Origin of the sequence: Massilia mucilaginosa, assembly GCF_011682145.1 — a bacterium.
Classification (GTDB): Bacteria; Pseudomonadota; Gammaproteobacteria; order Burkholderiales; family Burkholderiaceae_D; genus Telluria_A; species Telluria_A mucilaginosa.
The window spans coordinates 69023-95079 of sequence record NZ_WHJH01000018.1; the positions used below are offsets into that span (position 1 = coordinate 69023).

32 protein-coding genes are annotated in these 26057 nt (G+C 66.1%); 4 read left to right on the plus strand and 28 right to left on the minus strand.

The features are described from left to right. Positions 1 to 2 precede the first annotated feature (2 nt). The 11 genes from flgL to flgB all read right to left on the minus strand — a co-directional run bounded on the left by flgL (position 3) and on the right by flgB (position 8914). The gene (gene flgL, locus F2P45_RS16450; protein WP_166877156.1) at positions 3 to 914 is read right to left on the minus strand and encodes a flagellar hook-associated protein FlgL; all 912 of its coding nucleotides are present in this window, start codon (positions 912 to 914) and stop codon (positions 3 to 5) included. A gap of 10 nt (positions 915 to 924) precedes the next feature. After that, positions 925 to 2295 carry a flagellar hook-associated protein FlgK gene (gene flgK / locus F2P45_RS16455; protein ID WP_166877159.1) on the minus strand — a complete coding sequence of 457 codons (1371 nt, stop codon included), beginning with the start codon at positions 2293 to 2295 and terminating at the stop codon, positions 925 to 927. Between the two features lie 86 nt (positions 2296 to 2381). Continuing rightward, positions 2382 to 2783: a rod-binding protein gene (locus tag F2P45_RS16460; protein ID WP_166877162.1), complete on the minus strand. Its 402-nt coding sequence runs from the start codon at positions 2781 to 2783 to the stop codon at positions 2382 to 2384. A 13-nt stretch (positions 2784 to 2796) separates the two neighbouring features. Beyond that, positions 2797 to 3909 (minus strand): flagellar basal body P-ring protein FlgI, encoded by a 1113-nt coding sequence (locus F2P45_RS16465; protein WP_166877165.1) that lies wholly within the window; start codon positions 3907 to 3909, stop codon positions 2797 to 2799. A gap of 54 nt (positions 3910 to 3963) precedes the next feature. Next, positions 3964 to 4632 (minus strand): flagellar basal body L-ring protein FlgH, encoded by a 669-nt coding sequence (flgH, locus tag F2P45_RS16470; protein ID WP_166877168.1) that lies wholly within the window; start codon positions 4630 to 4632, stop codon positions 3964 to 3966. Further along, positions 4632 to 5420: a flagellar basal-body rod protein FlgG gene (flgG, locus tag F2P45_RS16475; protein ID WP_187367179.1), complete on the minus strand. Its 789-nt coding sequence runs from the start codon at positions 5418 to 5420 to the stop codon at positions 4632 to 4634. The genes flgH and flgG overlap by 1 nt, the downstream gene beginning before the upstream one ends. Positions 5421 to 5461: 41 nt before the next feature. Further along, complete coding sequence (locus tag F2P45_RS16480; protein ID WP_166877171.1) at positions 5462 to 6187, minus strand: flagellar basal body rod protein FlgF; 726 nt, start codon at positions 6185 to 6187, stop codon at positions 5462 to 5464. 39 nt (positions 6188 to 6226) lie between these two features. Then, positions 6227 to 7417 carry a flagellar hook protein FlgE gene (locus F2P45_RS16485; protein ID WP_166877174.1) on the minus strand — a complete coding sequence of 397 codons (1191 nt, stop codon included), beginning with the start codon at positions 7415 to 7417 and terminating at the stop codon, positions 6227 to 6229. 12 nt (positions 7418 to 7429) lie between these two features. After that, positions 7430 to 8125 carry a flagellar hook capping FlgD N-terminal domain-containing protein gene (locus tag F2P45_RS16490; protein ID WP_166877177.1) on the minus strand — a complete coding sequence of 232 codons (696 nt, stop codon included), beginning with the start codon at positions 8123 to 8125 and terminating at the stop codon, positions 7430 to 7432. A gap of 4 nt (positions 8126 to 8129) precedes the next feature. Continuing rightward, positions 8130 to 8549: a flagellar basal body rod protein FlgC gene (flgC, locus tag F2P45_RS16495; protein ID WP_166877179.1), complete on the minus strand. Its 420-nt coding sequence runs from the start codon at positions 8547 to 8549 to the stop codon at positions 8130 to 8132. 2 nt (positions 8550 to 8551) lie between these two features. Then, a complete protein-coding gene (gene flgB / locus F2P45_RS16500; RefSeq protein ID WP_166877182.1) occupies positions 8552 to 8914 on the minus strand; it encodes a flagellar basal body rod protein FlgB in 363 nt (120 codons plus the stop codon). Positions 8915 to 9012: 98 nt separating this feature from the next. Between flgB and flgA the strand changes: the two genes are divergently transcribed. Beyond that, positions 9013 to 9768, plus strand: coding sequence for a flagellar basal body P-ring formation chaperone FlgA (gene flgA, locus F2P45_RS16505; protein ID WP_166877185.1), 756 nt, complete (start codon positions 9013 to 9015; stop codon positions 9766 to 9768). 13 nt (positions 9769 to 9781) lie between these two features. On the opposite strand, the gene F2P45_RS16510 is transcribed toward flgA, so the two are convergent. From F2P45_RS16510 to fliE, 17 genes are all read right to left on the minus strand, one after another. Continuing rightward, positions 9782 to 10510: a glycoside hydrolase family 73 protein gene (locus F2P45_RS16510; RefSeq protein WP_166877186.1), complete on the minus strand. Its 729-nt coding sequence runs from the start codon at positions 10508 to 10510 to the stop codon at positions 9782 to 9784. Next, positions 10497 to 10916 (minus strand): flagellar export chaperone FlgN, encoded by a 420-nt coding sequence (gene flgN, locus F2P45_RS16515; protein WP_308613575.1) that lies wholly within the window; start codon positions 10914 to 10916, stop codon positions 10497 to 10499. The genes F2P45_RS16510 and flgN overlap by 14 nt, the downstream gene beginning before the upstream one ends. A gap of 5 nt (positions 10917 to 10921) precedes the next feature. Next, positions 10922 to 11212, minus strand: a complete 291-nt coding sequence (gene flgM, locus F2P45_RS16520) for a flagellar biosynthesis anti-sigma factor FlgM (RefSeq protein WP_166877190.1) — start codon at positions 11210 to 11212, stop codon at positions 10922 to 10924. Between the two features lie 35 nt (positions 11213 to 11247). Further along, entirely contained in the window at positions 11248 to 12204 is a 957-nt protein-coding gene (locus F2P45_RS16525) for a flagellar motor protein MotB (RefSeq protein ID WP_166877192.1), read from the minus strand. Beyond that, the gene (gene motA / locus F2P45_RS16530) at positions 12188 to 13120 is read right to left on the minus strand and encodes a flagellar motor stator protein MotA (protein WP_166877194.1); all 933 of its coding nucleotides are present in this window, start codon (positions 13118 to 13120) and stop codon (positions 12188 to 12190) included. Before motA ends, F2P45_RS16525 begins: the two co-directional genes overlap by 17 nt. A 57-nt stretch (positions 13121 to 13177) precedes the next feature. Further along, positions 13178 to 13921, minus strand: coding sequence for a FliA/WhiG family RNA polymerase sigma factor (locus F2P45_RS16535; protein WP_166877287.1), 744 nt, complete (start codon positions 13919 to 13921; stop codon positions 13178 to 13180). Between the two features lie 127 nt (positions 13922 to 14048). Beyond that, positions 14049 to 14510, minus strand: a complete 462-nt coding sequence (locus tag F2P45_RS16540) for a flagellar basal body-associated FliL family protein (RefSeq protein ID WP_166877196.1) — start codon at positions 14508 to 14510, stop codon at positions 14049 to 14051. Further along, complete coding sequence (locus tag F2P45_RS16545) at positions 14507 to 15895, minus strand: flagellar hook-length control protein FliK (RefSeq protein ID WP_166877199.1); 1389 nt, start codon at positions 15893 to 15895, stop codon at positions 14507 to 14509. Before F2P45_RS16545 ends, F2P45_RS16540 begins: the two co-directional genes overlap by 4 nt. Before the next feature lie 2 nt (positions 15896 to 15897). Then, entirely contained in the window at positions 15898 to 16215 is a 318-nt protein-coding gene (locus F2P45_RS16550) for a hypothetical protein (protein WP_166877201.1), read from the minus strand. Continuing rightward, a complete protein-coding gene (gene fliS / locus F2P45_RS16555) occupies positions 16208 to 16597 on the minus strand; it encodes a flagellar export chaperone FliS (RefSeq protein WP_166877203.1) in 390 nt (129 codons plus the stop codon). The genes F2P45_RS16550 and fliS overlap by 8 nt, the downstream gene beginning before the upstream one ends. A gap of 11 nt (positions 16598 to 16608) precedes the next feature. Then, positions 16609 to 17991, minus strand: a complete 1383-nt coding sequence (fliD, locus tag F2P45_RS16560; RefSeq protein ID WP_166877206.1) for a flagellar filament capping protein FliD — start codon at positions 17989 to 17991, stop codon at positions 16609 to 16611. A gap of 39 nt (positions 17992 to 18030) precedes the next feature. Beyond that, on the minus strand, positions 18031 to 18465 hold the full coding sequence (locus tag F2P45_RS16565) for a flagellar FliJ family protein (RefSeq protein ID WP_166877209.1): 435 nt from the start codon (positions 18463 to 18465) through the stop codon (positions 18031 to 18033). Beyond that, positions 18462 to 19778 carry a flagellar protein export ATPase FliI gene (gene fliI / locus F2P45_RS16570; protein ID WP_166877212.1) on the minus strand — a complete coding sequence of 439 codons (1317 nt, stop codon included), beginning with the start codon at positions 19776 to 19778 and terminating at the stop codon, positions 18462 to 18464. The genes F2P45_RS16565 and fliI overlap by 4 nt, the downstream gene beginning before the upstream one ends. Then, entirely contained in the window at positions 19775 to 20461 is a 687-nt protein-coding gene (gene fliH / locus F2P45_RS16575; protein ID WP_166877215.1) for a flagellar assembly protein FliH, read from the minus strand. Before fliH ends, fliI begins: the two co-directional genes overlap by 4 nt. Beyond that, entirely contained in the window at positions 20458 to 21486 is a 1029-nt protein-coding gene (locus F2P45_RS16580; RefSeq protein WP_166877218.1) for a flagellar motor switch protein FliG, read from the minus strand. Before F2P45_RS16580 ends, fliH begins: the two co-directional genes overlap by 4 nt. Next, the gene (fliF, locus tag F2P45_RS16585) at positions 21467 to 23176 is read right to left on the minus strand and encodes a flagellar basal-body MS-ring/collar protein FliF (RefSeq protein WP_370663265.1); all 1710 of its coding nucleotides are present in this window, start codon (positions 23174 to 23176) and stop codon (positions 21467 to 21469) included. Before fliF ends, F2P45_RS16580 begins: the two co-directional genes overlap by 20 nt. A 43-nt stretch (positions 23177 to 23219) precedes the next feature. Next, the gene (fliE, locus tag F2P45_RS16590) at positions 23220 to 23522 is read right to left on the minus strand and encodes a flagellar hook-basal body complex protein FliE (RefSeq protein WP_166877293.1); all 303 of its coding nucleotides are present in this window, start codon (positions 23520 to 23522) and stop codon (positions 23220 to 23222) included. Between the two features lie 486 nt (positions 23523 to 24008). Between fliE and F2P45_RS16595 the strand changes: the two genes are divergently transcribed. The 3 genes from F2P45_RS16595 (at position 24009) to fliP (ending at position 26052) form a co-directional block, all read left to right on the plus strand. Next, positions 24009 to 24887 (plus strand): hypothetical protein, encoded by an 879-nt coding sequence (locus F2P45_RS16595; RefSeq protein ID WP_166877221.1) that lies wholly within the window; start codon positions 24009 to 24011, stop codon positions 24885 to 24887. A gap of 83 nt (positions 24888 to 24970) precedes the next feature. Further along, positions 24971 to 25294, plus strand: a complete 324-nt coding sequence (locus F2P45_RS16600) for a FliM/FliN family flagellar motor switch protein (RefSeq protein ID WP_166877296.1) — start codon at positions 24971 to 24973, stop codon at positions 25292 to 25294. Next, on the plus strand, positions 25291 to 26052 hold the full coding sequence (gene fliP / locus F2P45_RS16605; protein ID WP_166877224.1) for a flagellar type III secretion system pore protein FliP: 762 nt from the start codon (positions 25291 to 25293) through the stop codon (positions 26050 to 26052). Before F2P45_RS16600 ends, fliP begins: the two co-directional genes overlap by 4 nt. Positions 26053 to 26057 lie beyond the last annotated feature (5 nt).

Below are 26057 nucleotides of genomic sequence, written 5' to 3' on the forward strand. Positions count from 1 at the left end.
CGTTATAGCGCCGCGAACAGGGACAGGTTGCCGATCTTGGCGTAGGCCTTGTAAGTCGCTTCCAGCGCGCCGGTGTAGCCGTTCAGCTCGGTCGCGGCGAGGCCGTAGTCGAGCTGGCCGATGTCGGTCAGCGCCATCTGGTTCGACAGGCTCACATTGCTGTGGTTTTCGTCGAGCGTGCCGATGATGTTCTGCGAGCCGCCCAGCACCGCGATCTTGCCCGAGATGAGGTCGAGCGCGCTGTCGAAGCCGTCCAGGTTGGCGGCCAGGATCGTGCGCACGGTCGGGTCGTTGGCCGACACGCCCGGCGCGCCGAGCGCGGCGATGGTCTGGTCCAGCTGGTTGAGCATGGTTTCGATGCCCTTCATGTTGCCGTTCGCGACCTGGGTGATGCCGTTGCCGACCACCACCGTCTGGTCGTTGGTGTTGCCGGCGTAGCTGTAGCGCGAGCCGGCCGGGGCCGCCGCGTTGTAGGCAATCGGGGCGGTGCCGGTCTGGGTGCCGGAAAACACGTAGCGCCCTTCCTGGTCGATCGAGTTGGCGGTGTAGAGCAGGCTTTCGCGCAGGGCGGTCAGGGGCGAGACCATGGCGGCCAGGTCGGCCGGGGCGTTGCCGCCGTCGGACGACCAGACCAGCAGGTCGCGGCCGGCCATCATGTCGTTGACCATGCTGCCGAGGTAGGATTCGTTCTTGGTCAGGCGGATCTTGAGCGCACCGATGTTGGCGCGGTACTGGGTGACGTCGGATTCTTCGCGGTGCAGGCGCGACATGCGCACCGTGTCGACCGGGTCGTCCGACGGCAGCAGGATGCGGGTGCGGCTCGACATCTGCTGGTTGACGTAGCTGATGCGCTCCTGGTTCAGCTGGAGCGAGATGTTCATCGTCGATTGGTACTGGCTGGTGGCAATCCGCATACGTTTCTCCTTAACCCATCATGGCCAGCGTCGCATCGAACAGCGAGTTGGCAACTGACATTACTTTCATATTCGCCTGGTACATATTCTGGTACTCGACCAGATTGACCGCTTCTTCATCCTTGTTCACGCCGCTGGTCGAAGTCCAGTCGTCCATCGCGTGGTTGCGCATGGTCTCGGCGGTGGCCAGCGCCACCCGGTTTTGCTGGCTGTCGACGGCCAGCTTGCCGACCAGCTGGGAATCGGCGTCGCTGATCAGGACCGAGCCGATCCCGGCCAGGGTGACCGGCTGCTTCTTGATGTTGATCAGCTGTTGCAGGTTGCCGCTGTCGCCCGGGGTATTATCGCCCGAAAAGGCGAGGTCGGCGGTCTGGTAGCCGGCCGTGACCTGCAGCATGTTCGACGGGCTGCCCGGGGTGAACACGAACAGCGGGCCGCCATTGGTGCCGTTCATGGTGTAGCCGGCCGCCAGCTGGGTGTTGACCTTTTGCGCCAGCTGCTGGGCCAGGTCGGAAACGGCTTGCTGCATCGGCAGCAGGATATCGCGTTCGAACAGGCCGAGGCCGCCGAGCTGGGCGCCCACGCCGGCCTTGTCGAGCTGGAACGAGGAGCCGGCGAAATCGACGCGCAGGTTTTGCGTGGCGCCGCCTTCGGCCACCAGGGTCGCGGCGATGTCGCCGATCACCAGCGCCTGCCCGGTTTTCAGCGAGATGCTGCGGGTGCCGTCGGGCTGGTCGGTCACTTCCAGGCCGACCTGGGTGGAGAGGGCGTCGATGGCCAGGTCGCGCGCGTCGACCAGGGTCGAGGTGCTGCTGCCGGAGGCGCTGGCCAGGCCGATCTGGCGGTTCAGGTCGGCGATGGTCTGGATCGAGGCGTTGGCCGAGGCCACGATCGCGCCGCGCTGGTCGCGCAGCGATTGCAGCTGGCCGTTGTACAGGTTGTTCATGCTGTTGAAACGCTGCGCCATGGCGCCGGCGGCGGTCAGCACTTGCTGGCGCAGCGGGGTCGAGGTTGGATCGACGCCGGCCACCGCGTTGAGGGCCTGGAAGAATTTGTCGACGCCGTTGGAGAGGCTGGCGTCGTTGTCGCCCATCACGCGTTCGAGCTGGGTCAGGTAGGGCTGGGTCTGGGAAAACTGGCCGACGCCGGAAGCGGCGCGCCACAGTTGCTGGTTCTTGTAGCCATCGGAAAACCGCAGCAGCGAATTGACCGCCACTCCGTTGCCGGCCGAGCGCGGACCGGACTGGGGACCCACCGCGGTCAGCAGGGCCGACTGGCGCGTGTAACCCTTCGTTTGCAGGTTAGCAATGTTCTGGCTGGTGGCTTGCAGAGCGAGTTGGGAAGCAAGGGCGCCGCTCAGGGCGTTGTTCATGATGCTCATGGGTCAGTTCTTTCTCGATGCGTTCTTTAAAAGCCCTGCAAAGCTTGGGTCGTCATACTGACAAGGCGACCGAAAACTTGCTGCCATTAAATTTTTTGTTGCGGAGTTTGGAGCGGAACCGGCTGCGCGCCCGGCGCCGCGGCCGGCGCCGCGTTGTGCGCCACCGTGGCCGGCAGCAACTGGCGCAAAATGGCGTCGGCCACGCCGAAGGCGCGCTGGTGCGCCATTTGTCCGGCCATCATGTTGTCGGCCATGTCTTGCATGTCGCGGTTGACCGGGTCCTTGAAGACGCTGTCGTCGTCGGCCATGGCACGGGTGCCGCTGCGCATTTGCTGCAGCATATTGCCGATAAAGAAACTTTCGAATTCGATGGCGGCCTTGGTGGCCTTGGCCACGAAGGCCGGGTCGGCGGCCGGGGCGACAGGGCTGTCCGCGCCGGGCGCCATGCCGGCGCGGTTGAGCTTGGTGGTCAGGTCGAGTGGGTTCATGGCGCGGATTCCTTTAGATGACGACCAGTTCGCCTTCGATGGCGCCGGCCTGGTCGAGCGCTTGCAGGATCGCCATGATGTCGTCGGGCGAGGCGCCCAGGCTGTTGACGATGTCGACAATGGTTTGCAGCTTGGCACCGGCCGGCCACTTGAACATGCGTCCCGAGCCCTGGTCGACCGACAGCTTCGATTGCGGGGTGACGGCGGTGCGCCCGCCCGAAAACGGGCCGGGCTGGCTCACGTTCGAGCTTTCGGCGATCACCACCTTGAGCGAGCCGTGGGTGACGGCGGCGGCCTTGACGCGCACGCCTTCGGCGATCACGACCGTGCCGGTGCGCGAATTGAACACCACTTTCGGCACGTCGGTGCCGACATCGACCGAGATCGCCTGCAGCTTGGCCATGAAGGCCACGCGCTCGGTCGGGTTGGCCGGGGCGATGACTTCGATGCTGGCGCCGTCGGCGGTGGTGGCCAGGGGGCCGAAGCGGCGGTTGATGGCTTCGACGACATTGGTGGCGGTCTGGAAGTGCGGGTTTTTCAGGCGCAGCATGACTTCGGCGCGGGTCGAAAAGTCGCTGCCGATTTCGCGTTCGATGTTGGCGCCGTTGGGAATCCGTCCGCCGGTCGGGGTGTTGACGGTGACGCTCGATCCGCTGGCGCCGGTCGCGTTCAGGCCGCCGACCACCACGTTGCCCTGGGCCAGTGCGTAGACTTCATTGTCGGCCGCGCGCAGTTGCGTGAGCAGCAGCACGCCGCCGCGCAGGCTCTTGGAGTCGCCCAGCGACGAGACCGTGACGTCGATCGGCTGGCCGCGCCGGTAGCCGGGCGGGAATACCGCGCTGACCATGACCGCGGCCACGTTCTTGTTCTTCGCTTCGGCGCCGTCCGGCAGCTTGACGCCGAACTGCTTGAGCATGTTGACCACCGACTGGCTGGCGAACTTGACCTGGGTGCTGTCGCCGCTGCCGTTCAGGCCGACCACGAGGCCGTAGCCGACCAGCGGGTTCTCGCGCACGCCTTCCACGCTGACCAGGTTGCGCAGGGTTTGCGCAGCCGACGCCGGCAGGGCCAGGCAGGAGAGCAGGGCCAGCACGGAAAAGGGGAGTGTAAACAAGCGTGATTGCATGGTGTTTCCTTAGAACGACACGAACGGCAAAAGCGGCCAACAGCGCGGCGGCGTCTAGAACGGCATCCAGGGGCCGAGGAAGAAGCGGGTCAGCCAGCCTGGCTGATTGGCATTGGCGAGCGCGCCCTTGCCGGAGTAGCTGATCTGCGCGTTGGCCACGCGCAGCGACGAGACCTGGTTGTCGGCGTCGATGTCGGCGGCGCGCAGGAAACCTTTGAGGCGCACGAATTCTTCGCCCTGGTTCAGGGTCAGGCTTTTTTCGCCGGCCACGCGCAGCAGGCCGTTGGGCAGCACTTCCTGCACGATCACGGTCAGCGCGCCCGACAGGGCGTTCTGCTGGGTGCTGGTGGCGTCGCCCTCGAAACCGCGTTCGGCCGAGAGGTCGATCGCCGCTTTCGGGAACGTCTTGCCGAGCAGGCCGGGCGCGGTCACGCCGACGCTCGATTCCTTGCTGATGCTGGTGCCGGCGCGCTTGCTGGCCTGGGTGGTCTCTTGCAGGATCACGGTGACCACGTCGCCGGTGCGAAACGCCCGGCTGTCGGAGGTCAATGGCACCGCCTCGGCATTGAACACCCCGCCCGAGACGCCGCCGCGCACCGCCGCACGCGGCAGCGGGGCGGTTTCGTCGGCCATTGCGCGCGGCGGCGGCTGGACGGTGCCGGCGCAACCGCCCAGTACCAGGGCCAGCAACAGCGGCGCGAACGAAGCGGCGACGGCTTTCATCAACGGGCCGCCTGGGCCAGGTACTGCAGCATGTTGTCGGCGGCCGAGAGCACCTTGGTGTTCATCTCGTAGGTGCGCTGGGCGGCGATCATGTCGACCATTTCTTCGACGACCTGCACGTTCGAGCCTTCCAGCGCGCCCTGCTTGAGCTTGCCGAACGCGCCGTCGCCCGGACGGCCTTCGGCGGCCGCGCCGCTGGCCGGGGTTTCCGAGAACAGGTTTTCGCCGAGCGCCAGGAGGCCGGTCGGGTTGACGAAGTTCGACAGGGTCAATTGACCGAGTTCCGACGGCGTGGTGCTGCCGGCGATGGTGGCCGAGACCATGCCGTTTTCACCGATGGTGATGGCGGTGGCGTTGTTCGGGACGGTAATCTGCGGCACCAGCGGCAAGCCCTGGGCATTGACCAGGGTACCGGTGGCGTCGACCTGCAACTGGCCGGCGCGGGTGTAGGCCGGGTCGCCGTTGGGACGGCGCACTTGCAGGAAGCCGTTGCCGGAAATGGCCACGTCGAGCGGCTGGCTGGTGGTTTGCAGGCTGCCGTTGGTGAACACTTTCTGGGTGCCCAGCAGGTGGGTGCCGTTACCGAGCTGCACGCCCGATGGCGACATGGTGTTGTCGGCGCGCTGCGCGCCCGGCTGCTGGTCGATCTGGTAGAACAGGTCTTCGAACACGACGCGGTCGCGCTTGAAGCCGACGGTGTTGACGTTGGCCAGGTTGTTGGCGATCGCCTGCAGTTTGGCGTCCTGGGCTTGCACCCCGGTTTTGCTGATCCACATTGCTGGATTCATGATGGTTTCCTTTAACTTTGACTTGGGTGGCGCGCCGGTGCTCAGCTGCCCAGCAGGCGGTTGCCGACTTCATTCATGTTGTCGCTGGCCTTGAGCAGCTTCATCTGCATCTCGAAGCTGCGGTTCAGGCTCATGGTGGCGACCATTTCTTCGACCGCCGACACATTGCTGCCTTCCAGGTGGCGCCCGCGCACGACCACGGTTTCATCGGCCGCCAGCGGCTGGCCGCTGCGCGAGACGATCAGGCCGCCTTCGTTCTTGGTCACTTCGCCGGCTTCGGCGTTGACCAGGCGCAGCTTGTCGATCACCTGCATCTCGGCCGTTCCCGGCGCGAGCACCGAAATCGAGCCGTCCGAGCCGATCGTGACCGCGTTATGCGGCGGCAACACCACCGGGCCGCCTTCGCCCATCAGCGGATGGCCGTTGACCGACAGCGCGCCGTCGGCGTCGATGTTGATGGCGCCGGCGCGGGTGTAGGCTTCGCCACCCTGCCACTGGACCGTCAGGTAACCGTTGCCGGTAATCGCCACATCGAGGTCGCGCCCGGTTTCCTTGACCGGACCGGAGCGGGCCGATACGGAATCGGACTGCATCCGCACATAGTGGCGGTCGTCGAAGCCCGAGCCGCCCAGCGCTTGCGTGGCCGACATTTCGAGGTTGGCGCGAAAGCCCGTCGTTTCCATGTTCGCCAGATTGTTGGCGTGGACTTGCTGGGCCTTCAGCGCGCGTTCGGCGCCGCTCAGTGCTGTAAAGATCAATTTATCCATGTTGCTCCCTCAATGAATTCAGTATTTCCGTGCAGATACTTATAGTGCCTGCATTAAGGACTGAATCATCTGATTTTCTGTTGAAATGACCTTGGAATTTGCTTGATAGTTGCGCTGTGACGTCATCAGGCCCACCAGTTCTGACGTAATGTCAACATTCGAGCGTTCCAGCGCGCCGGTATTGAGCTTGCCGGCCAGGCCGCTGCCTGGCTGACCGTACAGGGCCGAACCGGACGAGGCGTTGGCGGTCCAGCTGGTGTCGCTCACCGCGGTCAGGGAGCCTTCGTCGGCGAAGGTGGCCAGCGCCACCGTGGCGACGACCTGCGCCTGTTCGTTGCTGTACTTGGCCATGACCGAGCCGTCGGCCGCCATTTCGACGCCGATGAAGGTGCCCGAGGTGTAGCCGTCGGCGCTGTTGGTGGTGGTGATGGCTTCACCGGCGTTGAGGGTGGTGCCGGCGTAGTTCAGGTCCAGCACCACTGGCGCCGAGCCGTTGGTGGTGGTGATGTTCAGGGTGGTGGCCGGCGGCACCGGCGGCAGCGCGCCCATGTTGGAGAACGCCAGGTTGGTGGTGGTCGCCAGCGGGGTGCCGCCGTCGATCGCATAGCGCACCGACACGTTGGTGCCGGTGCCCTTGATGAAGTACTGCGACAGGGTGTGCTGGCTGCCCAGCGAATCGTAGAACACCGATTGCTTGGCCATGTTGTAGCTGCCGGCGACGGCCGGGTCGAAGGTCGCGACCGGCGGCACGGCCCAGTCGTTGGACAGGTTGCCGACGTAGTTGACCTTGGTGCTGGCGACGGCCGGGATCTGGCCGGTCGGCACTTCGATATTGCCCATCACGCCCAGCGCGGTGCTGCCCTTGATGGCGGCGTAGCCTTGCACCGCGCGGCCGTTGCTGTCGACCAGCAGGCCATCCTTGTTGGCCGAGAAAATGCCGACCCGGCTGTAGTTCATCACGCCCTGGCTGTCGCGGCTGACAAAAAAGCCGCGGCCGTCGATGGCGGCGTCGAGGCCGCGCCCGGTGGTGGTCACGCCGCCGTTCAGGCCGATGCTCTGGGTCATCGAACCGACTTCCACGCCGGTGGCCTGGGAACCGGCGTACATGGCCGAAAAGTTGGCGCGGCTGCTCTTGAAGCCGTAGGTGCCGGCGTTGGCGATGTTGTTACTGACTGCTTCGAGCTGGGTGTTGATCGACTGGATGCCCGACAATGCGATTTCGAAACTCATGATGGTATTCCTTTAATTTGCGGTGGAGGAGTTGGCGGCCGCCAGCGATGCGCCGGACTTGCCGTTGAAGCCAGTGACGGACGACGGCGCAACATCGCCGATTCCTGCCACCTTGAGGACCACACCGCCACCGGCCGACATGCGCACGCTGTCCAGGCGGCCGATGACTTCGATGGCGTCGAGCGCACCAGCGCTCGTTTGTACTTTGATATCGTATTTCCCGGGCGCCAGACCAAGCGCGACCGGATCGATGGAAAACGTTTGCGGACCCGAACCGCGCGAACCGAGCTGCAGGTCGTGCTTGACGCCGTCGGAACCGATCAGGGTCACCGTGTTGGTGGCGCTGGCGCCCGGCAGGGTGATGCTGGCCTTGAGCGGGCTGCCGTCCAGGCGCACGCTGTTGGTCTTGACGGTGATGTCGGAGCCGACCTGGGCGCCCAGGGCCAGGGTCTGGATGCTTTCCAGCACGCTGGCGCTGGCGCTGTTGAGCTTGGCCAGGCTTTGCATCGCTTCGGTCTGGCTCAGCTGCGAGAGCTGGTTGACGAATTGCGACGGGTCGCTCGGCTCGAGCGGATCCTGGTTGCGGATCTGCGCCACCAGGAGCTTGGTGAACATGTCTTGCGTTTCGCTGGCCGGGGCCTGGCCGATGACGGTGTTGGCGTTGCCGGCCGGCTGGTTGGTCGCGCCGTTGAGGTTATTGGTAAGCATCGGATCAGCCTTCGCCGAGTCGCAGCAGGCCCGCTTGCATCGACTTGATGCGTCCCAGGACTTCCACATTGGTTTCAAAGGCACGCGAGGCCGACATCATGTCGGTCATCTCGGCCACCTGGTTGACGTTCGGATAGAACACCATGCCGTCGGCGTTGGCCACCGGATTGCCCGGCTCGTAGGCCTTGCGCAGCGGTTCGGACGATTGGACCACGTCGAGCACCTGCACGCGGCTGCCGGCGCCGAGCTTGCCCGAGCCGCCGTCGAGCATGGCGGCGAACACGGGTTTGCGGGCACGGTAGGTTTCGCCTTCCGAGCCGGACACCGAATCGGCGTTGGCCAGGTTGCTGGCGATGGTATTGAGGCGCACCGACTGCGCCGCCATGGCCGAACCTGCAATTTGGGAAATGTCTTTAAAGCTCATGATTATTGTCCTGCGATAGCTTTGGCCAAACCCTTGAGCCGCATGTTCACGAACGTCAGGCTGGTCTGGAAATCGGATGCGTTTTGCGAAAACGCGGCTTGTTCGACGCCGATTTCGACGGTATTGCCGTCGGCGCTGGGGTGGTACGGGACGCGGTAGAGCGCGTCCTGGTCATCGCCGAGACCCGGCATGCTTGAGTCGGTCTCGATTCGCTGCTGCAGCATGGCGCCGAAGTCGACGTCGCGTGCCGTGAATCCCGGCGTGTTTTCGTTGGCGATATTGGCCGCCAGTACGCGCGTGCGGTCGGCGCGCAGATGGAGCGCATCGGCGTGCACGCCAAGTGCCTTTTGGAAATCAATCGACATGAAGCTTCCTCCGTGAATGAACTGCAGTGTGAATCTGGTTAGAATGACGCTGTGCGGCGTTCCTTGCGTCGCGCGCAACGATTGCCAAGGTGCTATTTATGTCCGATGTCCGCCGCGCCACCAGCGCTTTGTTACTGCCATTAACGGCCGCTGTACTGATTTCATTAGCCGGGGGCAACACAAATGCGGCAGAAAGTTCGATCACGGCCAGGCTGGAGCAGGCCGCGCGCGAGCAGCTGGCGCGCCAGGCCGACACAGCCGGTTTGGCGGAACCACAATTTACTGTCAACGTTGCAACGCCGCGCGCCGCGCCGCCGTGCGCCAGGCCGGTCAACATCGAAGCGGTCGACACGCGCACGCCGGCGCGCATGCGCTTTGCCGTGCTGTGCCCGCAGGACGTCGGATCGAACAACGGCGGCTGGAAATACGAGTATGTGCTGCGCGGATCGGTCAGCGCGCTGGTGGCGGTGACCGCCGTGCCGGTTGCGGCCGGGCAGGCGCTCACGGCGCAGGATGTGACGCTCGAGCGGCGCGACGTGACCACCATCGGCGACGCCATCGGCTCGGCCGAAGCGGCCACCGGGCAAGCCACGCGCCGTTCGCTGCGGGCCGGCGAAGTGCTGCGCCAGGCGCAGTTGAGCGCGCCGTTATTGGTCAAGCGCGGCGAAGCGGTGATCATGCTGGCGCGTTTCGAAGCGCTCGAAATCAGCACCGCCGGCGAGGCGCTCGACGCCGGCGCCATCAATGCGCTGGTGCGGGTACGCAACCTGGCCAACGGACGGGTGGTGCGCATGCGCGTGATCGCGCCCGGCACGGTCGAGCCGGCGGACATTCCGCGCTCGGCGCAGCCCTGATGCGAAACCAACATCACTCCGATGCTCCCTGCAGGCGCGCGGCCAGTTTGGTGAGTTTGGCGGCGTAGGCCGGATCGGTGGCGTAGCCGCCCTTGGCCAGGCCCTGGGCGAAGGCGCCGGCATCGCTGCCGGTGCCGATGGCGGCGGCGTAGCGTGGATTATCCAGCAACATCTGGGCGTAGTCGCGGAACGCGGCGGCCTGGTCCGGATAGGCGCGGAAGCGCTCGGTTTTCTTCACCGCCATGCCGTGTTCGAATTCGGTGGTGGCGTTGTCCGAGACCTCGCCCTGCCAGCTGGCCCCGGCCTTGATGCCGAACAGGTTGTGGGTGCTGGCGCCTTCGGCCTGGCGCAGCGGACGCTGGCCCCAGCCCGATTCCAGCGCGGCGTGGGCCGACACCAGTTGCGGCGCCACGCCGAGGCGTTCGCCGGCTTCGCGCGCCCACGGCGCGATCTGGTCCAGGAAGGCTTTTTGCTCGGAACCGTCGGCAAAGGCGCCGCCGATCGTGACGCTTGGCGAGACTTCATTTTCCTGCAGGCGCGCCTGCAGCATGCGGCCCTGCGGGCTGAGGCTGGACATGCCGCTCTCGGCGCTGCCCTGGCTGATGAAATCGGCGATCTCGTTTTGCATCGATTTGTAGACGCCGCCGAAACCGGCGCCGCCGCCCACGGCCGCCATCGGACGGGCGGACTGGGTCGGCGCGGTCGGGCTGATCGCGGCCGTATGGAATTCAGCGTGCTTCATACAGGGTCTCCTCGCCGTGCAGCACACGCTGCATGATGGAAAATTGTTCGGTCAGCAAGGCGCTGTTGCGAACATTCAAACGTTTGCATTCAAGTACCAATTGCTCCAGCGCTTGCCAGTCGGCGGTGAGCGCATCGCGCCGCGGCGCGCCCAGGGTGGCGATCAGGGTCGCCATGCCGGCTTTGGCGCCGCACAGGGCGCGCACCAGGGTGACGCGCTGCACGCGCCGCTGTTCCATGCTGTCGAGCAGCGGCGCCAGTTCGGCGGCCAGTTCGGTCAGTTCGGCGCTGCGGTGGCGCAGGGCGGCGTCGAACTGGCGTCCCAGCAGCGCGAGGATGGCCTGGCAGGCGTCCAGGTCGGCGGTCACGCCGGCGCTCAGCTTGCCGACGGCTTGATCGCGCGTCATGCGGCTCATCCCTGGCCTCCGTGGAAGCGCTGAATCAGGCCGGCCAGGCGGGCCGGGTCGAACGGCAGTTCGCCCTTGGCCAGCGCGTCGCGCAACTGCGCCACGCGCTCGTGGTCGATCTCGGGCATGGCGGCCAGGGCGGCCATGGCCGGCTGCAGCACGTCCGATTGCAGCGGGGCCGCGCTGGCGGCCACGCCGGCGCCGCCAGCGGTGCTCTTGACTTCGGAGACGACGGCGGCGCTGCTGCGCTGCACCGCCGCCGCATCGGCGGACGCACCGCCAGAAGCAATTTTCATGCGTGGACCTCGGCTTTTGGATTGGATCGTCATGATTATTTCGCCTGGGCGTCGGCGCCCTTGACGTTCTTGAGTTTGTCTCGCAGCGCCTCGACCGAGCCCTTGGCGCCGACGGCCGCTTCCTCGCCGACCTCGGTCTTGCCCGGCACGCCGAACATGGCGGCCACGGTATCGGCCTGGGTGCGGGTCAGGATCAGCATTTCGATGCGGCGGTTCACGGCCGCGCCGGTATTCTCAGGGTCGAACGGGGCGCGGTCGGCCATCCCGACCACTTGCAGCACGCTGTCCGGATTCATCGACCCTTGCAGCAGCTGGGAACGGGCCGCCATGGCGCGCGCGTTCGACAGGCTCCAGTTCGAATTGCCATCCTGGTCGCCGGCATATTTGCGGGCATCGGTGTGGCCGACGATCAGCATCTGGTTTTCCATTTTTGCGAATACCGGACCCATCTGGCGCATCAGGCGCGCGAAGCGGTCGGTCGGCATCGCGCTGCCCAGCAGAAACATGCCCTGGCGGTCGGTGTCGTGCAGGGTGACGCGCAGGCCGTACGGGGTGATCACGGTTTCCAGGTTGTTCGACAAGCCCGCTTCCACGCTCATGGTGCCCAGCTGGCGCGACAGCACCGCCAGTTCGGCCGGCGAGTTGTAGCGCACTTTCGGGCCTTCGCCGCCGTTTTCCTTGTGCGGGGTGGTACCGCTGTGCGGCATGGCGAAACGCTCGATCAGGCTGCCGCGCGGGCCGCCGCCGATTTCCGGCTTGTTGCCCTGGCCGTCGGCGTAGCTGCCGTTCTGCTCGCGCACCATGGCTTTCATGGTTTGCTGGTCGCGCGCCGCCATCAGCCACAGCACCAGGAACAGGGCCAGCAGCGCCAGGCAAAAGTCGGCGAAGGCGACTTTCCAGGCGCCGCCGTGGTCGTCCTCGTGCGCCTTGCCACGCCCGCGGACGATGATCGCCGCTTCGTGCTTGTCGTGTTTATCATGCTGCTTTTGCACGCTGCTCTCCTGCCTTGTCGGTGGCGCGGCGTTTCGGCGAACCGGCGTCCTCGCCTTCGCCGCCCATGGCGTTGATCCAGCTTTCCAGCTGCGCGAAGGTCGGCTTGATGTTCAGCTGAACCAGGCGGCGGCCGGCATCGATCGCCAGCAGGGCCGGTTTGCCGGCCACGTGGGTGACCAGGACGACTTTGACGCATTCCATGTTCGACGCTTCCTGGTTCACCAGCTGCTTCATCATGTTGCTGATCGGGTCGAGTACGCCGTAGCAGAAGAAAATACCGAGGAAGGTGCCGACCATCGCGGCGCCCACCTTGGCCGAGATCGCGCCGGCATCGGCGCCCTCGGCCACCGAGTTCATCGCCAGCACGATCCCGAGCACGGCCGCCAGGATGCCGAACCCGGGCATCGCCTCGGCAATCTTGTGCAGCGACTTGGACGGCTGCACCAGCTCTTCGTGAATGGCTTCCAGTTCCTGCTCCAGTACGCCTTCAAGCTCGTGGGCGTTGATTTTGCCCATGGCCATCAAACGGAAGTTATCGACAATAAACGCCAACAGTTTAGGCTCTTCCAGCACCAGCGGATAACGCTGGAACAGGGGGCTCGATGCCGGGTCTTCCACGTGGGCATCGAGTGCTTTCAGGCCGCCAGCGGCGGTTTGCAGCAATTCATACATCAACAACAACAACTGGCGCTGGAACTCGGAACCCTGTTTCTTGCGCGTGATGATTTTGCGCATCTGGGTACTCAGTTCCTTGAGCACGTGGTTGGGATTACCCAACACCAGCGCCCCGGCGCCGCCGCCGGCAATGATCAAGATTTCGACCGGGTGCCAGATGGCATCGAAGGTGCCGCCCATGAGCACAAAGCCGCCGAAGATACAGCCGAGAACGATGGCAATGCCGACTAGAGGCTGCATAGTAAATTCCTTTGGTGAGTCGCGATACGCTTAAGTGGTGGGAGAAACATGCTCTGTTCAGCCTTTGAGGGCTGCCTTCATTTTGGCCAGCGCCGCCTTGTTGAGCTGGCAGACGCGGGCGTCCGACAAATCGAGCACGGCGGCCACTTCCTTGTAGCTCAGTTCGAATTCGTAAATCATCTGGATCACCCGCTGTTCGCGCTCGTCCAGGGCCATCAGGGCCTGTTCCAGGCTGCGCTTGACCATGAACTGCTCTTCCGGGCCGGGCGCGCTGTGGGCCCGTTCGGCGGCCTCCTGCAGCACTTCGTCAAAGCTCAGCAGCAGTTCGGCGCCGTCGTCGAGCTGGTACTGGGCATACGCTTCCGGCGTCAGGCCCAGCGAAGCGGCCGCTTCGGTGTCGCTCGGCTCCCGTCCCAGCGAACGGGTCAGGGCGCGCACCTGGTCGCGCATCTTGTGGCTGTCCTGGCGCACCGCGCGCGGACGCCAGTCCTGGCGCCGCAATTCGTCGAGGATGGCGCCGCGGATGCGCAGCGAAGCGAAACTGCCGAAACCGGCGTCGGGCATGCCGTAGCGGCGCAGCGCTTCGAGCAGGCCCATCAGACCGATCTGTTCCATGTCCTCGCGTCCCATCACGCCCGATACCTGGGCGCCCAGCTGGCGCACGATGCGCTTGACCAGCGGCGCGTAGGCCACCAGCTGGCGCTGCTCTTCGCGGGCGTCGAGCACGGGCGCGTAGTCGGCCACCTGGGCGGCGCCGTAAGCGCTGCCGTAGTCGTTCGCGTGCTCGTCCCGAACGGGCATGTCCCGAACGGGCACGTCCCGAACGGGCATGTCCGGCACGCCATGCCCACCGGCGTTGCGGCCCGTGTAGCTGGCGGCGCTGCCGCTGTCGTTGTAATCGGCGTGATAGGCCACGAAGGTCCCCGGCTTATTCGATGATCAGTTTGCCAATCATGACTTCGGAGAACGGCTTTTCGAGCTTGTCCTTGTCATAAATCGCGGCAAACGTGTTGTTGATCTGCTCGGCATACTGCTCGACCGTCAGGGCCTGGGCCGCGTCCATGGTGTGCGCCGAGAGGGCGCGCACGGCCACGCTGCGCAGCATCGGAAGGTCGTCCTTGACCTTCTTTTCCTGCTCGGCCGTGGTCGACAGCACCAGGTCGGTCGAAATGTAGTGGGCCTGGTTTTCGCCGGGGCTGCGGCGCAGCATGACGATCACCTTGTCGAGCGAGACATACTTGGCCGGTTTTTTCTTGGGCGCTTCGGCGGCCACCGGCTTGCCATCCTTGGTCGGGATCGGCTGCTTGAAATACAGGGCGGCGCCGGCACCGGCCGCGCCGAGCACGCCGAGGACCACGAACACAATGATCAGTTTGGTCGATTTTTTCATGCTGCGACCTCACGGCCGGACAGGGAGAAGGTGGAGGACGGCTGGCCCGCTTCGGACAGCGCGCGGCCAGGATCGTTGTCCTGCGCTTCCTGCCCCGGCTGGCGGCCGCGGCCCTGCTGTTCGCCGAAGGCGGCGCCGCTGCGCGGGGTGGCCGTAATGGTCACGGCGACATCGCTGAACTGGCGCGCTGCCAGGTCGGAGCGCATGGCGTCGCTTACATTGTTGAGCTGGCGCCGCACTTCGCTGTTGGTGGCGCTGATGTTCACTTCCAGCGCGCCGCCGGCGGCGTGGCGGATCGCGATCTCGATGCGGCCCAGCTGCGGCGGATCGAGGCGGATCACGGCCTGGTCGATATTGCGGCCCAGTTGCAGTTGCAGGCGGTCGCCCAGCGCTTCGCGCAGGGGCTGCTGCCAGTCGGCCGGGTTGGCCGGCAGTTTGACGTCCGCCGGCGCGGCCATCGTGGCGTTCTGGGCGGCCAGGGCATTGGTGCCGGCCATGATGTTGGCGGCGCCGCTCACGGGCACGTCGCTGCGCAGCATCGTGTCGGGCGCGGCGGCGAACGGCTGGGCGGCGCTGGTCACCGTTGTTTTCAGGGCTGCCGGCAGGCCGGCGGGGGCGCTCTCGCCAGTGCGCAGCGGGGCGCGCGGCGCCGGGGCGGCGGCGGCCACGGCGGGCGCGGGTACGGCCACCGGCGCCGTGACAGGGGCGCGCACGTCGGCCGTGCCGGCGTCGGCAGGCACGGCCGTGTCGCTGGCGCTGGCGGCCGGCGCTGGCGCGCTGAAGGTGAACGAGACGGCGCTGGCGGGAAGCGCCGCCTGGACAGGTGCGAACGGCGCGGCGGGCAGCGCCGGCGCTGGCGCAGCCACAGCCGCAGCCGCAGCCGCAGCCGCGACCGGGGCGGAGAAGCTGAGCGGGGCGGCGGCGGCAGTGGCGGCGGCCAGCGGCGCGGCAGCGTCCAGCGGCGCTGCCGCGACCGGCACGGCGGCCGTCATCGGCCCGGGCACAGCTTGCGGCAACACGATGCCGAGCGGCAGGTTCATGCCGAACGCGGAGCTCAGCGACATGGCCGGGGTGGTGGCGGCATCGAGGTCGAGCACGGGCAGGGCGGGCGCGTCGGCCAGCGCCGCCAGGTCGGCCAGGCCGTCGAGCGGCGCTTCCTCGGCGCCGCTTTCGCCGTCGGCATTGAACTGGCCGGCCGGGGCGTCGAATACCAGCCAGCTGGCAAAGGGGGTGGCCGGCGCGGCAGGCACGGGCGTGGCGGCGGCGGTGCCGGGCGCGGACGGCACGGCAGGCGCGGCGGCAGCCGTCGCCGGGGCCGGTGCCGGGGCGGCGGCGCCGCTGGCCGCTGGCGCGGCCGGGGAAGGGTTCAGGTTAGCGAGCATCATGGTTATGCCTGGTTACGTTCTGTGTCGGTTTCATTGTCGAGGGCGTAGGCGATAAACCCGGCTTTGTTCGTGTGCATGTGGTTCATCTGCGCTTCCAGCACGTCCAGCTCGGCGGCGCACAGCTCGGCCGCCTTGTCGTGCTGGGCGCGCAGCGCTTGCAGCGCGCGGATTTCAAGCGCGCTCCACGGGCCGCTGGCCGCCAGCACGTGCAGCTCGGTGCCGAGGGCGCCAACGGCGCGGTCCAGCGCGACCCAGTCGCGCGCGTCGCCGGCGGCGGCCAGGGCGGCCGTCAGCGCGTTCAGGGCGGGCCGCCTAGGCATTGCGCGCCTGCACGCCAAGCCAGCCCTGGCGAATCGTGCCGAGGATCTCGACCACTTCGTCCAGCATGGCCGGGTCCATCTTGATGCCGGCGCCATGCAGGCGCGCGGCGCAAAAGTCGTACAGCCGTGCCAGGTTTTCCACCACGTCGCCACCTTGCTCGAAGTCCAGCGAGCTGGACAGTCCATTGATGATTTCGACACATTTGTCGATGCTGATCGCCTTTTGCTCGTAGCGCTTGCCGACGATGTGGCCGCGCGCGCGGGCCAGCTCGTCGAGCAGGCCATCGGTCAGCAGCAGTACCAGCTCGACCGGTGATGCGCGCGCCGTCTGAGCATCAAGGTTAACCGAGTGGTAGTCGCTGTAAGCGTCGGAATAGGACATCTTTTCCTCTCTTAATTGGATTTATCGCCGAACAGGGCGTCGAACATGGAGGTGTTCGAGGCCATCCGGCTTTGCAGTGTCTGCAATTGCGTGAATTGCATCAGATAGCGCTTGTAGGCGCTGTCGTACTGCTTGTCGAGCTGGTCCTGGCGCTTCACCAGGCTGGTCTGCAATTTGGTGTTCTGTTCCAGGCGCTGCTTGAGCTGGCCGTCGGTGCTGCTGCTCCACTCTTTCAGGTAGCCGTCGAGGCTGCCGGCGATGCCGCTGCTGGCGCCGTTGACGCTGCTGCCGATCAGGGTGTCGAGCCCTTTCGGCGAGACCGCCAGCTGGCTGGTCAGGCGCGTCGCGTTGAGCGACAGGCTGCCCTCGCGGGTGGCCACGATGCCGTACGCGGCCAGGCTGTCGGCGCCGTTCGCGCCGCGCAGCATGCTGACCATGCGCCCCTGCAGCACGCGCACGCCGCCATCGTTGGCGAACACGCCGGGGGTGGAACCCTTGGCCGGGTCGCCCGGCGCCACCATGGCGTCGATCACGGCCTTGAGCTTGTTGTAATCGTCGACGAATTTCTGCACCTTGGCCACGGTGCCGGCGTTGTCGCTGGCCACCGTCAGGGTCACCGGCGCGTCGCCCGGGGCCTGCGCCTTGGCAAAGGTGATGGTCACGCCGTCGACGTTGGTAAACACGTTCGAGGCCTGGTTGATCGCGGTGCCGGTGCCTTGCGCGCCGAGCCAGACCAGGGCGTCCTGGCCGGTCACGACCTGGGTCGGCGGCGCCGACAGCGCGGCTTGCAGGCCGGCATTGTTGACCGCCGCCGTGTCGAGCGAAATGTTCCCGGCCGCGCCAGTCGTCTTCGAGGTCAGCATCAGCTGGGTGACGCCGTTGACGGTGACGATCGAGGCCGACACGCGCCCGTTGTTGGTCGGCTCGGCATTGATGGCGGCGGCGATTTCGCGCGGGGTCAGGGTGGCGTTGCCGTCGCTGTTGGCACTGGCCAGGTTGATCGAAAAGCCGGGCGCGCCGCCGATCTCGATGCCCAGGTTGCCGCCGTCGGCCGCGCTGTCGGCCAGGCCGTTGTACGAGACCTGGTTGGCGGTGGCGAGGCGTTCGACGAAAAAGCTGTAGCTGCCGGCGGTGGCGTTCACGCCGGCGCTGGCGCTGCCGATCGCGGTGTTGCTGAAGGTCGCGGCCTGGGTCAGCATGGTCTTGCCGGAGGTCAGGGACAGCAGGGAACTCTGGTAGCCCGAAATCGCCGAGCGCAGCGACGTCAGGGCGGCGGCGGCGCTGCTGGCCTGCTTGGTCTGGGCCGTCAGGATGCTCTGGCGCGCCGAGGTGTAGTTGGTCGCCAGGCCCGCTGCGGTGGTGGCCGGATCGTAGGTGTTGCCAATGGTCGCCATCGTCTTCTCCAGAGTATGAAAGGGTTTGCTTAAATGCGATTATTTGCGGCCGGCCAGCCACGATTGCGTGGCCAGGTCGTCTTCGCGCTTGCGTTCGGTGCGGTTGCGGGCCAGCTCGGCCACGCCCTTTTTCTGTTCCAGTACCTGGCCCAGCAGTTCGCGCTCGCTCCAGGCGTCGCTCAGGGCGCGCTGCGAGACGGCCATGGTCGCTTCGTGCAGGGACAGGTCGGTGCGATGGTTGTCGGCCAGCGCGATCACGGCCAGCTTGTACTGGCCGCAGTTCAGGGCCAGCGCCAGCGGCAGCGCGCCGCTGGCGCCGCTGCCGCTGGCCAGGCTGTCGAGGCGGGCCAGGTTGGCCTGGTAGCGCGCCTTGGTGGCTTGCTGGGCGGCCATGTCTGCCTGCAACTTTTCCACCTTGGTGCTGCGCAGGCGGACCAGGGTATCGAGGCTGTCGATCGTGCTGTGAATGGTCATGACATCATCGCTTCAAGTTGGGTAATGCATTCAGGCAAAGGCGCCGCTTCACGCGTACCCTGGCACAGGTAGGCGTCGATATGGGGTTCGAGGCGCACCGCGTGGTCGGTGACCGGATCGGCGCCCGGCACGTAGGCGCCCAGCGGAATCAGGTCGCGCACTCTGGCGTGGCGGGCCAGCGCGGCTTTCAGCTTGCGCGCGGCCAGCGCGTGCGCGGTCGGCACCACCTGGGCCATGCAGCGGCTGATCGAGGCGGCCACGTCGATGGCCGGATAATGGCCGCGTTCGGCCAGTTCGCGGGTCAGCACGATGTGGCCGTCGAGAATCGCGCGGGCGGTGTCGACCACCGGGTCCTGCTGGTCGTCGCCTTCGGCCAGCACGGTGTAGATGGCGCTCATGCTGCCGTGTTCGTGCTCGCCGTTGCCGGCGCTTTCGACCAGTTGCGGCAGGGCCGAGAAGACCGACGGCGGATAGCCCTTGGTGGCCGGCGGCTCGCCCAGCGCCAGCGCCACTTCGCGCAGCGCCATGGCGTAGCGGGTGAGCGAGTCGACCAGCAGCAGCACGTTCAGGCCCTGGTCGCGGTAATGGGCGGCGATTGCGTGGCACAGTTCGGTCGCACGGATGCGCATCAGCGGCGATTCGTCGGCCGGGGCGATCACCAGCACGGCTTTTTTCAAGCCTTCGGGGCCGAGCGACATGTCGACGAATTCGCGCACCTCGCGCGAGCGTTCGCCGATCAGGCCGACCACGACCACGTCGGCCACGGTCTGGCGCGTGATCAGGCCCAGCAGCACGGACTTGCCGACCCCGCTGCCGGCCATCAGGCCGACCCGCTGGCCCTTGCCGATGGTCAGCATGGAATTGATGGCGCGCACGCCGACGTCGAGCGGCTCGACCACCGGCTGTTTTTTCAGCGGATTGATTTTGGGCGGGGTCATTTCCAGGCGGTGCTCGCCGCCCAGGCGGCCCAGGCCGTCAATCGGCTCGCCCAGGCCGTTGACCATGCGCCCCAGCCACGAGGGGCCGATCTGCAGGGTCGCGGCGGTCGGGCTGGGCAGCACGCGGGCGCCGGTGGTCAGGCCGATGGCTTGCTTGAACGGCATCAGGAACGACAGGCGTTCGCGAAAACCGACCACCTGCGCGTCCAGCCACTCGCCGTCGACCGTTTCGATGCGGCAGCGCTGGCCCGTGTGCAGGCGGCAGCCGGCCGATTCCAGCAGCAAGCCCGAGGCGCCGACCAGGCGTCCGGTCGGGATGGCGACCGGGACGTCTTCGAGCTCGACGGTGCGCAGGGAATCGGCCAGCTTGCTCATGCGTCGACCTCGTCGAGCACGCGTTCGGCAACGGGGGTCAGTTGCGCGCTGACCTGCGACATGCAGTTGGCCAGGCGGCCCTGGCAACCGGCGTCGACTTCATTGTCGCCGGCGCGCACGCGGCATTCGCCCGCTTCCAGCGAGGGATCGGGCAGCAGGGTCCACTTGGCGGCGCGCACCGGATCGAGTTCGGTGATGCGCTTGAGTTCTTCCGGATTGAGGCACACTTCGATGCGGTCGCGGGTCGGCGGCATGGCGGCCAGCGCTTCGTCCACCAGGGCCAGCAACTGGACCGGCTGCAAGGCCAGTTCGGCGCGGATCACCTGGCGCGCCACCTTGCCGACCAGGTCGACGACTTCCTTGCGCTGGGCCGAGCGGAATTCTTCCACCATTTGATTGAGCTGGGCGAACATGCCGTCCAGCGGGCCGGCCAGCTGCTCGAAGCGCTGCTGGACTTCGTGCATGGCTTGCGCCCGCCCGGCCGCCAGGCCCTCGGCCAGGCCGGCCGCGTAGCCTTCGGCGCTGCCGCGCGCCTGGCCGCTCTCGAAGCCTTCGCGCTGCCCCTGCTGGTAGCCTTCTTCGACCGCGTTCTGCCACTGGCCGGCGGCCTCGGCGGAATGAGCGGCGCCGAGCGCGTCGAGCTGCGACAGTGGCGGGAAATGGTAGGGGCGGAATTGTTTCATTCTACGACAGCCTCAGCAAACAGTTGCACTTCGATCTCGCCGTTGTCGGCCAGTTGTTTCACGGTTGCCATGATGTCCTTGCGGGTCTGTTCGATGCGCGACATCGGCACCGGGCCGGCGCGGCGCAGCAGGTCGTCGAAGTTCTGGGCCTGGCGGCGCGGCATGGTGGTCAGGATGGCATCGCGGATCGCCGGCTCGGCGCCCTTGAGCGCGATCGCCCACTGTTCCAGCGGCACGTCGTCGAGGATGCGGGTAATCGTGGCCTCGGTCTGGCGCGACAGGATCAGGAAGTCGTACATGCTCATTTCGATCTCGGTCACCACGTCCGGATCGTGGGCGCGCAGCAGTTCGACCATGCCGGCGCGGTTGCCCGGCAGCCGGTTGAGGATCTCGGCCACCTGGCGGATCCCTTCCACGCTGGCGCTCTGGGTGTCGAGCGCGCCCAGGCAGCGGGTCACCAGCTCTTCCAGTTCGGTCAGGAGGTCGCGGTCGATTTCATCGAGGCGCGCCAGGTTCAGCAGCACCAGGTCGCGCCCTTCGAGCGGCAGGGCGTCGAGGATCTGGCCGGCCAGCGCGGGCGGCACGAAGGCCAGGAACACGGCTTGCATCTGCACGTGCTCGTTGGCGATGTAGTCGGCCAGCCATTTCGGCGAGGCCCACTGCAGGCGCGCCATCATCGGGCGAATCGCGTCGCCGTAGATGTTGTTGAGGACGCTGTTGGCGATGTCGCTGCCGAGCGCCAGGTCGAGCGAGCGCTTGAGGTAGCTGCGCGAGGCGCCGTGCACGCCCGACTGCTGGCGGTAATCGTCGAAGAAGGTTTGCATCGCGATGCGCACCGAGTCGACCTTGATGCCGCTCATGCGCGACATCACTTGCGTGACTTCGAGCAGTTCTTCGCGGTCGAGGCAGCGCAGCACGGCGGCGGCCGGCTCTTCGCCAATGCTGAGCAGGACGATGGCGGCCTGTTCGACAGGGGTCAGTCCAGGCGCCTCTTCGGCTTCCACGTTATTGTCCAGTTCGGCCATTTTTCTGCATCCATTGTTTGACGACTTCGGCGACCCGCTCCGGTTCCTTGGCAGCGAGGACTTTGAGGTGATCGACCATCACATCGACTGCCGAGCCGGCAGGCGGAAGATCATAGTTTTCCAGCAAAGGCACCATTTGCAGCGGGGCGCCCAGGGCCGGGACCGCGCCGGCGGCGTCGCCTACGCGCATGTCGCCGACGCGCATGGCCGGTCCGGCGACCGCGGTGGCCGCACCAGCCGAACCGGCCGGGCCGCCCAGCAGCTGGGCGTCGCCGGCCACGGCGGCGGCCGGCGCCAGGCGCACCGTGAGCAGGCGCAGCAGAGGGCGGATGATCAGCAGGAAGCCGAGCAGGATGCCCACCGCCCACGCCGCCCAGCTGCTCATGTCGACCACGTTGTCGCGTTCCTGCCACCATGGCGCGGCGGCCGGCTGGACCGGGAAGGTCATGGCGGACACCGCCAGCACATCGCCGCGTTCGGCGTTGATGCCGAGGCCGCTGCGCAGGGTTTTTTCGATATTCGCCAGTTCGGCCGGGGTCCAGCCGGTCTTGGCGGCGGCCACGTTATTGTTCAGCACCACCGCCACGCTGAGCTTGCGCAAACGGCCGCGGCTGCGTTTGATCTGGGTGATGTTGCGGTCGTAGGCGAACTGGCGCGTGCTGGCGTTCTTGCGCGCGCTGCCATCGTCCGGAGCGGCGCCGGCGCCGGCCTGCGGATCGGGCAGGGCCGGCGGACGGTTCGACAGGGTGCCCGGCACGCCCATGGCCATGCGGTTCTTTTCCTGCTCTTCGCGGGTCGCTTCGCTGGTCACTTTCGGGGCGTCGCCGTATTTCTCGCTGGTTTCTTCGATCTTGTCGTTGTCGATGTCGGCGGTGACGCTGAGCTTGAAGTTGTCGGCGCCCAGCACCGGACCGAGCAGTTCATTCACATTGCCGCGCACCTGGTCCTGGTATTTCTTGGCGTTGCCGTCAAGCCCCTGGGCCGCGCCGTCGAAGCCTTCCGACAGGTCGACGCGCGAGGACAGGTAATTGCCGGCCTGGTCGACCAGGCTGACCCGCGCCGGGGACAGGCTGGCGACGCTGCCCGAGACCATATTGATGATCGCGGCGATCTGTTCCGGCGCCAGGGTACGGCCCGGTTTCACGGCCACCACCACCGAGGCCGACGATTTTTCGCCGTCGCTGGCCACGAACGAGGTCGAGCGGGCGATCGACAGGTGCACCCGGGCCGAGGCGATGGCGTCCATCGAGAGGATGCTTTGCGCCAGTTCGCCTTCCAGGCCGCGCCGGAAGCGCACGTCCTGCACGAACTGGGACACGCCGAGCGGATCGTTCTTGTCCATCAGTTCGAGGCCGGCCGGCAGCTGGGCGGTGACGCCCTTGGCGGCCAGCAGCATGCGCACCTTGCCCAGTTCCGAGGACGGCACCAGCAGCTGGCCGGTGTCCGGATGCAGGCGGTAAGCAATCTTGTCGGCGTCGAGCACGGCCATCATGTCGCCCGAGGCCACCCGTTCGTTGGCGCCGAAGACCGGCTTGTAACCAGCCTGGTCGTTCCACATGTACATCATCACCGCTGCCGTGATGGCGATCGCCAGCACCAGCATCGGGGTCAGGTTGTTGCGCAGCGCCGGCGGCAGCGAAGGCATGGCGCCCATGCGCCCGGCGAAGGTGGATTTAAGAGAGGCAATCACGCTGGTGTGTTCCCGTGGTGAGGGTGGAGTCGCAAACGGCTGCTTAGACAGGGAGCTTGATCAGCTCGTCCATCGCGCCCATGACCTTGTTACGCACTTGCATCAGCATGGAGAAGGACAGGCTGGCTTCCTGGCTGGCCAGCATGGCGCCGACCAGGTCGTCGCTCTTGCCGCTGTCGACATCGTTCATTTTCTGGCCGGCCGCGGCGTCTTGCTGGTTCACGCTCTCGAGCGCATCCTTCATGCTCTGCGTGAAAGAAAACCCGGCGGGCAGCTGCTGGCCGCCGGCGTTGCCGATGTTGGCGTGCGCGGCCAGTTGACCGGCATCGTTGGCGAGTACCTTCATCTCCGACTGGAGCTGGGTAGCGAGCGTATTGCCTGTTGTATTTCCGACTTCCATGTTGTCATCCCTGCATAATTTTTTGTTCATAATCAAACAGTTACGACTATTTTTCTGTCGTAGCCGGCCTGAACGGTGAAGCGCCCAGTGTGCGCGTTCCGTGCCGCGATTCCAAACGAAAACATGCTCGACGGCAAAAAATTTTATTGCTGAGTCGGGTAAAACCAACAAATTTCCCTAAACCTCTTGGAGCAGAAGCAAAGGTGTCGAAATGCCTAACGATATCGCTTACTGTTGGTAACGGGCGCGACTGTCGGAACTTGAGCCATTTCCTTGAAATAATTGCCATGGAGAACCAAATAGCCACTTACCGCAAGGCAATTATAGTGCCACTCGGAAATTAAATCCATCAAATAAAGGTGCTCTGATATACTGTTTTCCTCAAACAAAACAAAGAGTTGCCCTCTTTGCCACGCACTTGCCGAGTTACTTATGACCATGATAAATAAGACAAACTTGCCGGCATCACCGCAAGTGCTCGACCCCCGCCTGCTGGGCCGGCCGGTGCACCTGCTGCCCCAGTTCGCCGCCCAGATTGCGGAAGATGTGGCGGCCGCCTTGCGCCAGCCCGCGGTGCGCCGCTACTGGGACGGTTTTCAACTCGAAGCGGCCGGCTTTGTCGGCGCTCCCGACAGCAGCCAGAGCGGGCGCTGGCTGGCCTTCGAAGGCAGCGCCGGCAGCGTCGCCTTTGCGCTGGAACGCTCGCTGCTGCTGTCGGTGCTGAACCAGCGCTACGGCCGCCGCGGCGCCGCGCCCGGACCGGCCGTCGATCCATCCACGGTACGCGTAACGGCCACCGAAGAACGCCTCGCAGTTGTGCTAGGTCAACAAATAGCCTCGGTGCTTGCAAGACGGGTGGATGCAAACCTTGCGCGGGCGCATAATGAGGCCGGAAGTCCCTCCGGCGAACTGGTGCCGGGCAGCGTGCCGCCGCCGCCGCCCGCGCCCGGCGGCTGGACCCTGGGGATTACCGTGCGGCGCGGCCAGAGCGGCGAATGCGGCCAGCTGTGGCTGGCGCTGGACCAGGAGATGGTGGCGCGCGTGCTGCTCGGGCTGATGCCCGAACGCGCGCGCGAACGCACGCCGCAGGCCAGCGTGGCGCTCGGCACGGCGCTGCAAGTGACCCTGGACGGGCGCCTGGTGAGCAAGGAAATCACGCTCGAAGCGCTGTTCGCCCTGAAGCTGGGCGACATCATCCCGGTGACGGTGGGCCGGGCCGATGTCTTGCTGGCCGAGTCGCGTTTGTTTACTGCCGCGGTAACCGAGCACAACGGTACGCTCTGTTTAACCTCTTTTGAAGATAGCGACTAATGAAAATCAACGAGAACGAACTCCAGGCTCCGGATCTGGCTGCCGGAATCGACGAAGAATTGATCATCGATGAACAACCTGTCATGGGCGTCCCGTCGGGCGTCCCGGCGGGCGCCGACAACGCGCGCGCGCCCGACAAGCGTCCCCAGCGCGACTTGCCGCAGATGATGCGCAAGATTCCCGTGACCCTGACCCTGGAAGTGGGCTCGGCCAGGATTTCGCTGCAGGAACTGATGGCGATCGGGCCATCGAGCGTGATCGCGCTCGACGTGCTGGCGGGCGAACCGCTCGTCATCAAGGTCAACGGCACCCCGATCGGGCGCGCCGAAGTGGTGGTGGCCGGCGAACAGTACGGACTGAAGGTCATCGATCTCGATGGCCTCGACCTCGACCTCTTGACCGCATGAGAAACGCTGCGCGCGGCGGCACGCTGGCTGTGCTCGCTTGCGGCCTGCTGCTGCTGCTGCTCGCCGCGCCCGCGCCGGCGCAGGCCCAGGACTTGCTGGCCGGGGTGATTCCCGGCGCCAAGACCGACCTGACGGTCAAGTCGCAGGTGCTGGTCCTGATGACCCTGCTTGGGCTGTTGCCCATCATGGTCATGATGATGACCTGCTTCACCCGCTTCGTGATCGTGCTCTCGCTGCTGCGCCAGGCGCTCGGCCTGCAGCAGGGTTTGCCGAATCGCATCATTACCGGCGTGGCCCTGATCCTGACCCTGCTGGTGATGCGTCCGATCGGCGACCAGATCTGGCGCGAGGCCTTCGTGCCCTACGACCAGGACAAGATCGGCATGCAGGACGCGCTGAAGGTGGCCGAAGTGCCGCTCTCGCGCTTCATGCTGGCCCAGACCAGCAAGGCGGCGCTGGCCCAGGTGGCGCGCCTGGCGGGCGAACCGGCCGAGCTGGAACCGCAAAAACGCGCGTTTACGGTCAAGCTGGCCGCCTTCGTGCTGAGCGAACTGAAGACCGCGTTCCAGATCGGCGCCATGCTGTTCATTCCGTTTTTGATCATCGACCTGGTGGTCTCCTCGGTGCTGATGGCGATGGGCATGATGATGCTCTCGCCGCTGGTCATTTCCTTGCCCTTCAAGCTGCTGCTGTTCGTACTGGTCGATGGCTGGACCCTGACCGTCAACACCCTGGTCGGCAGCATACGACCGTTCTGACCATG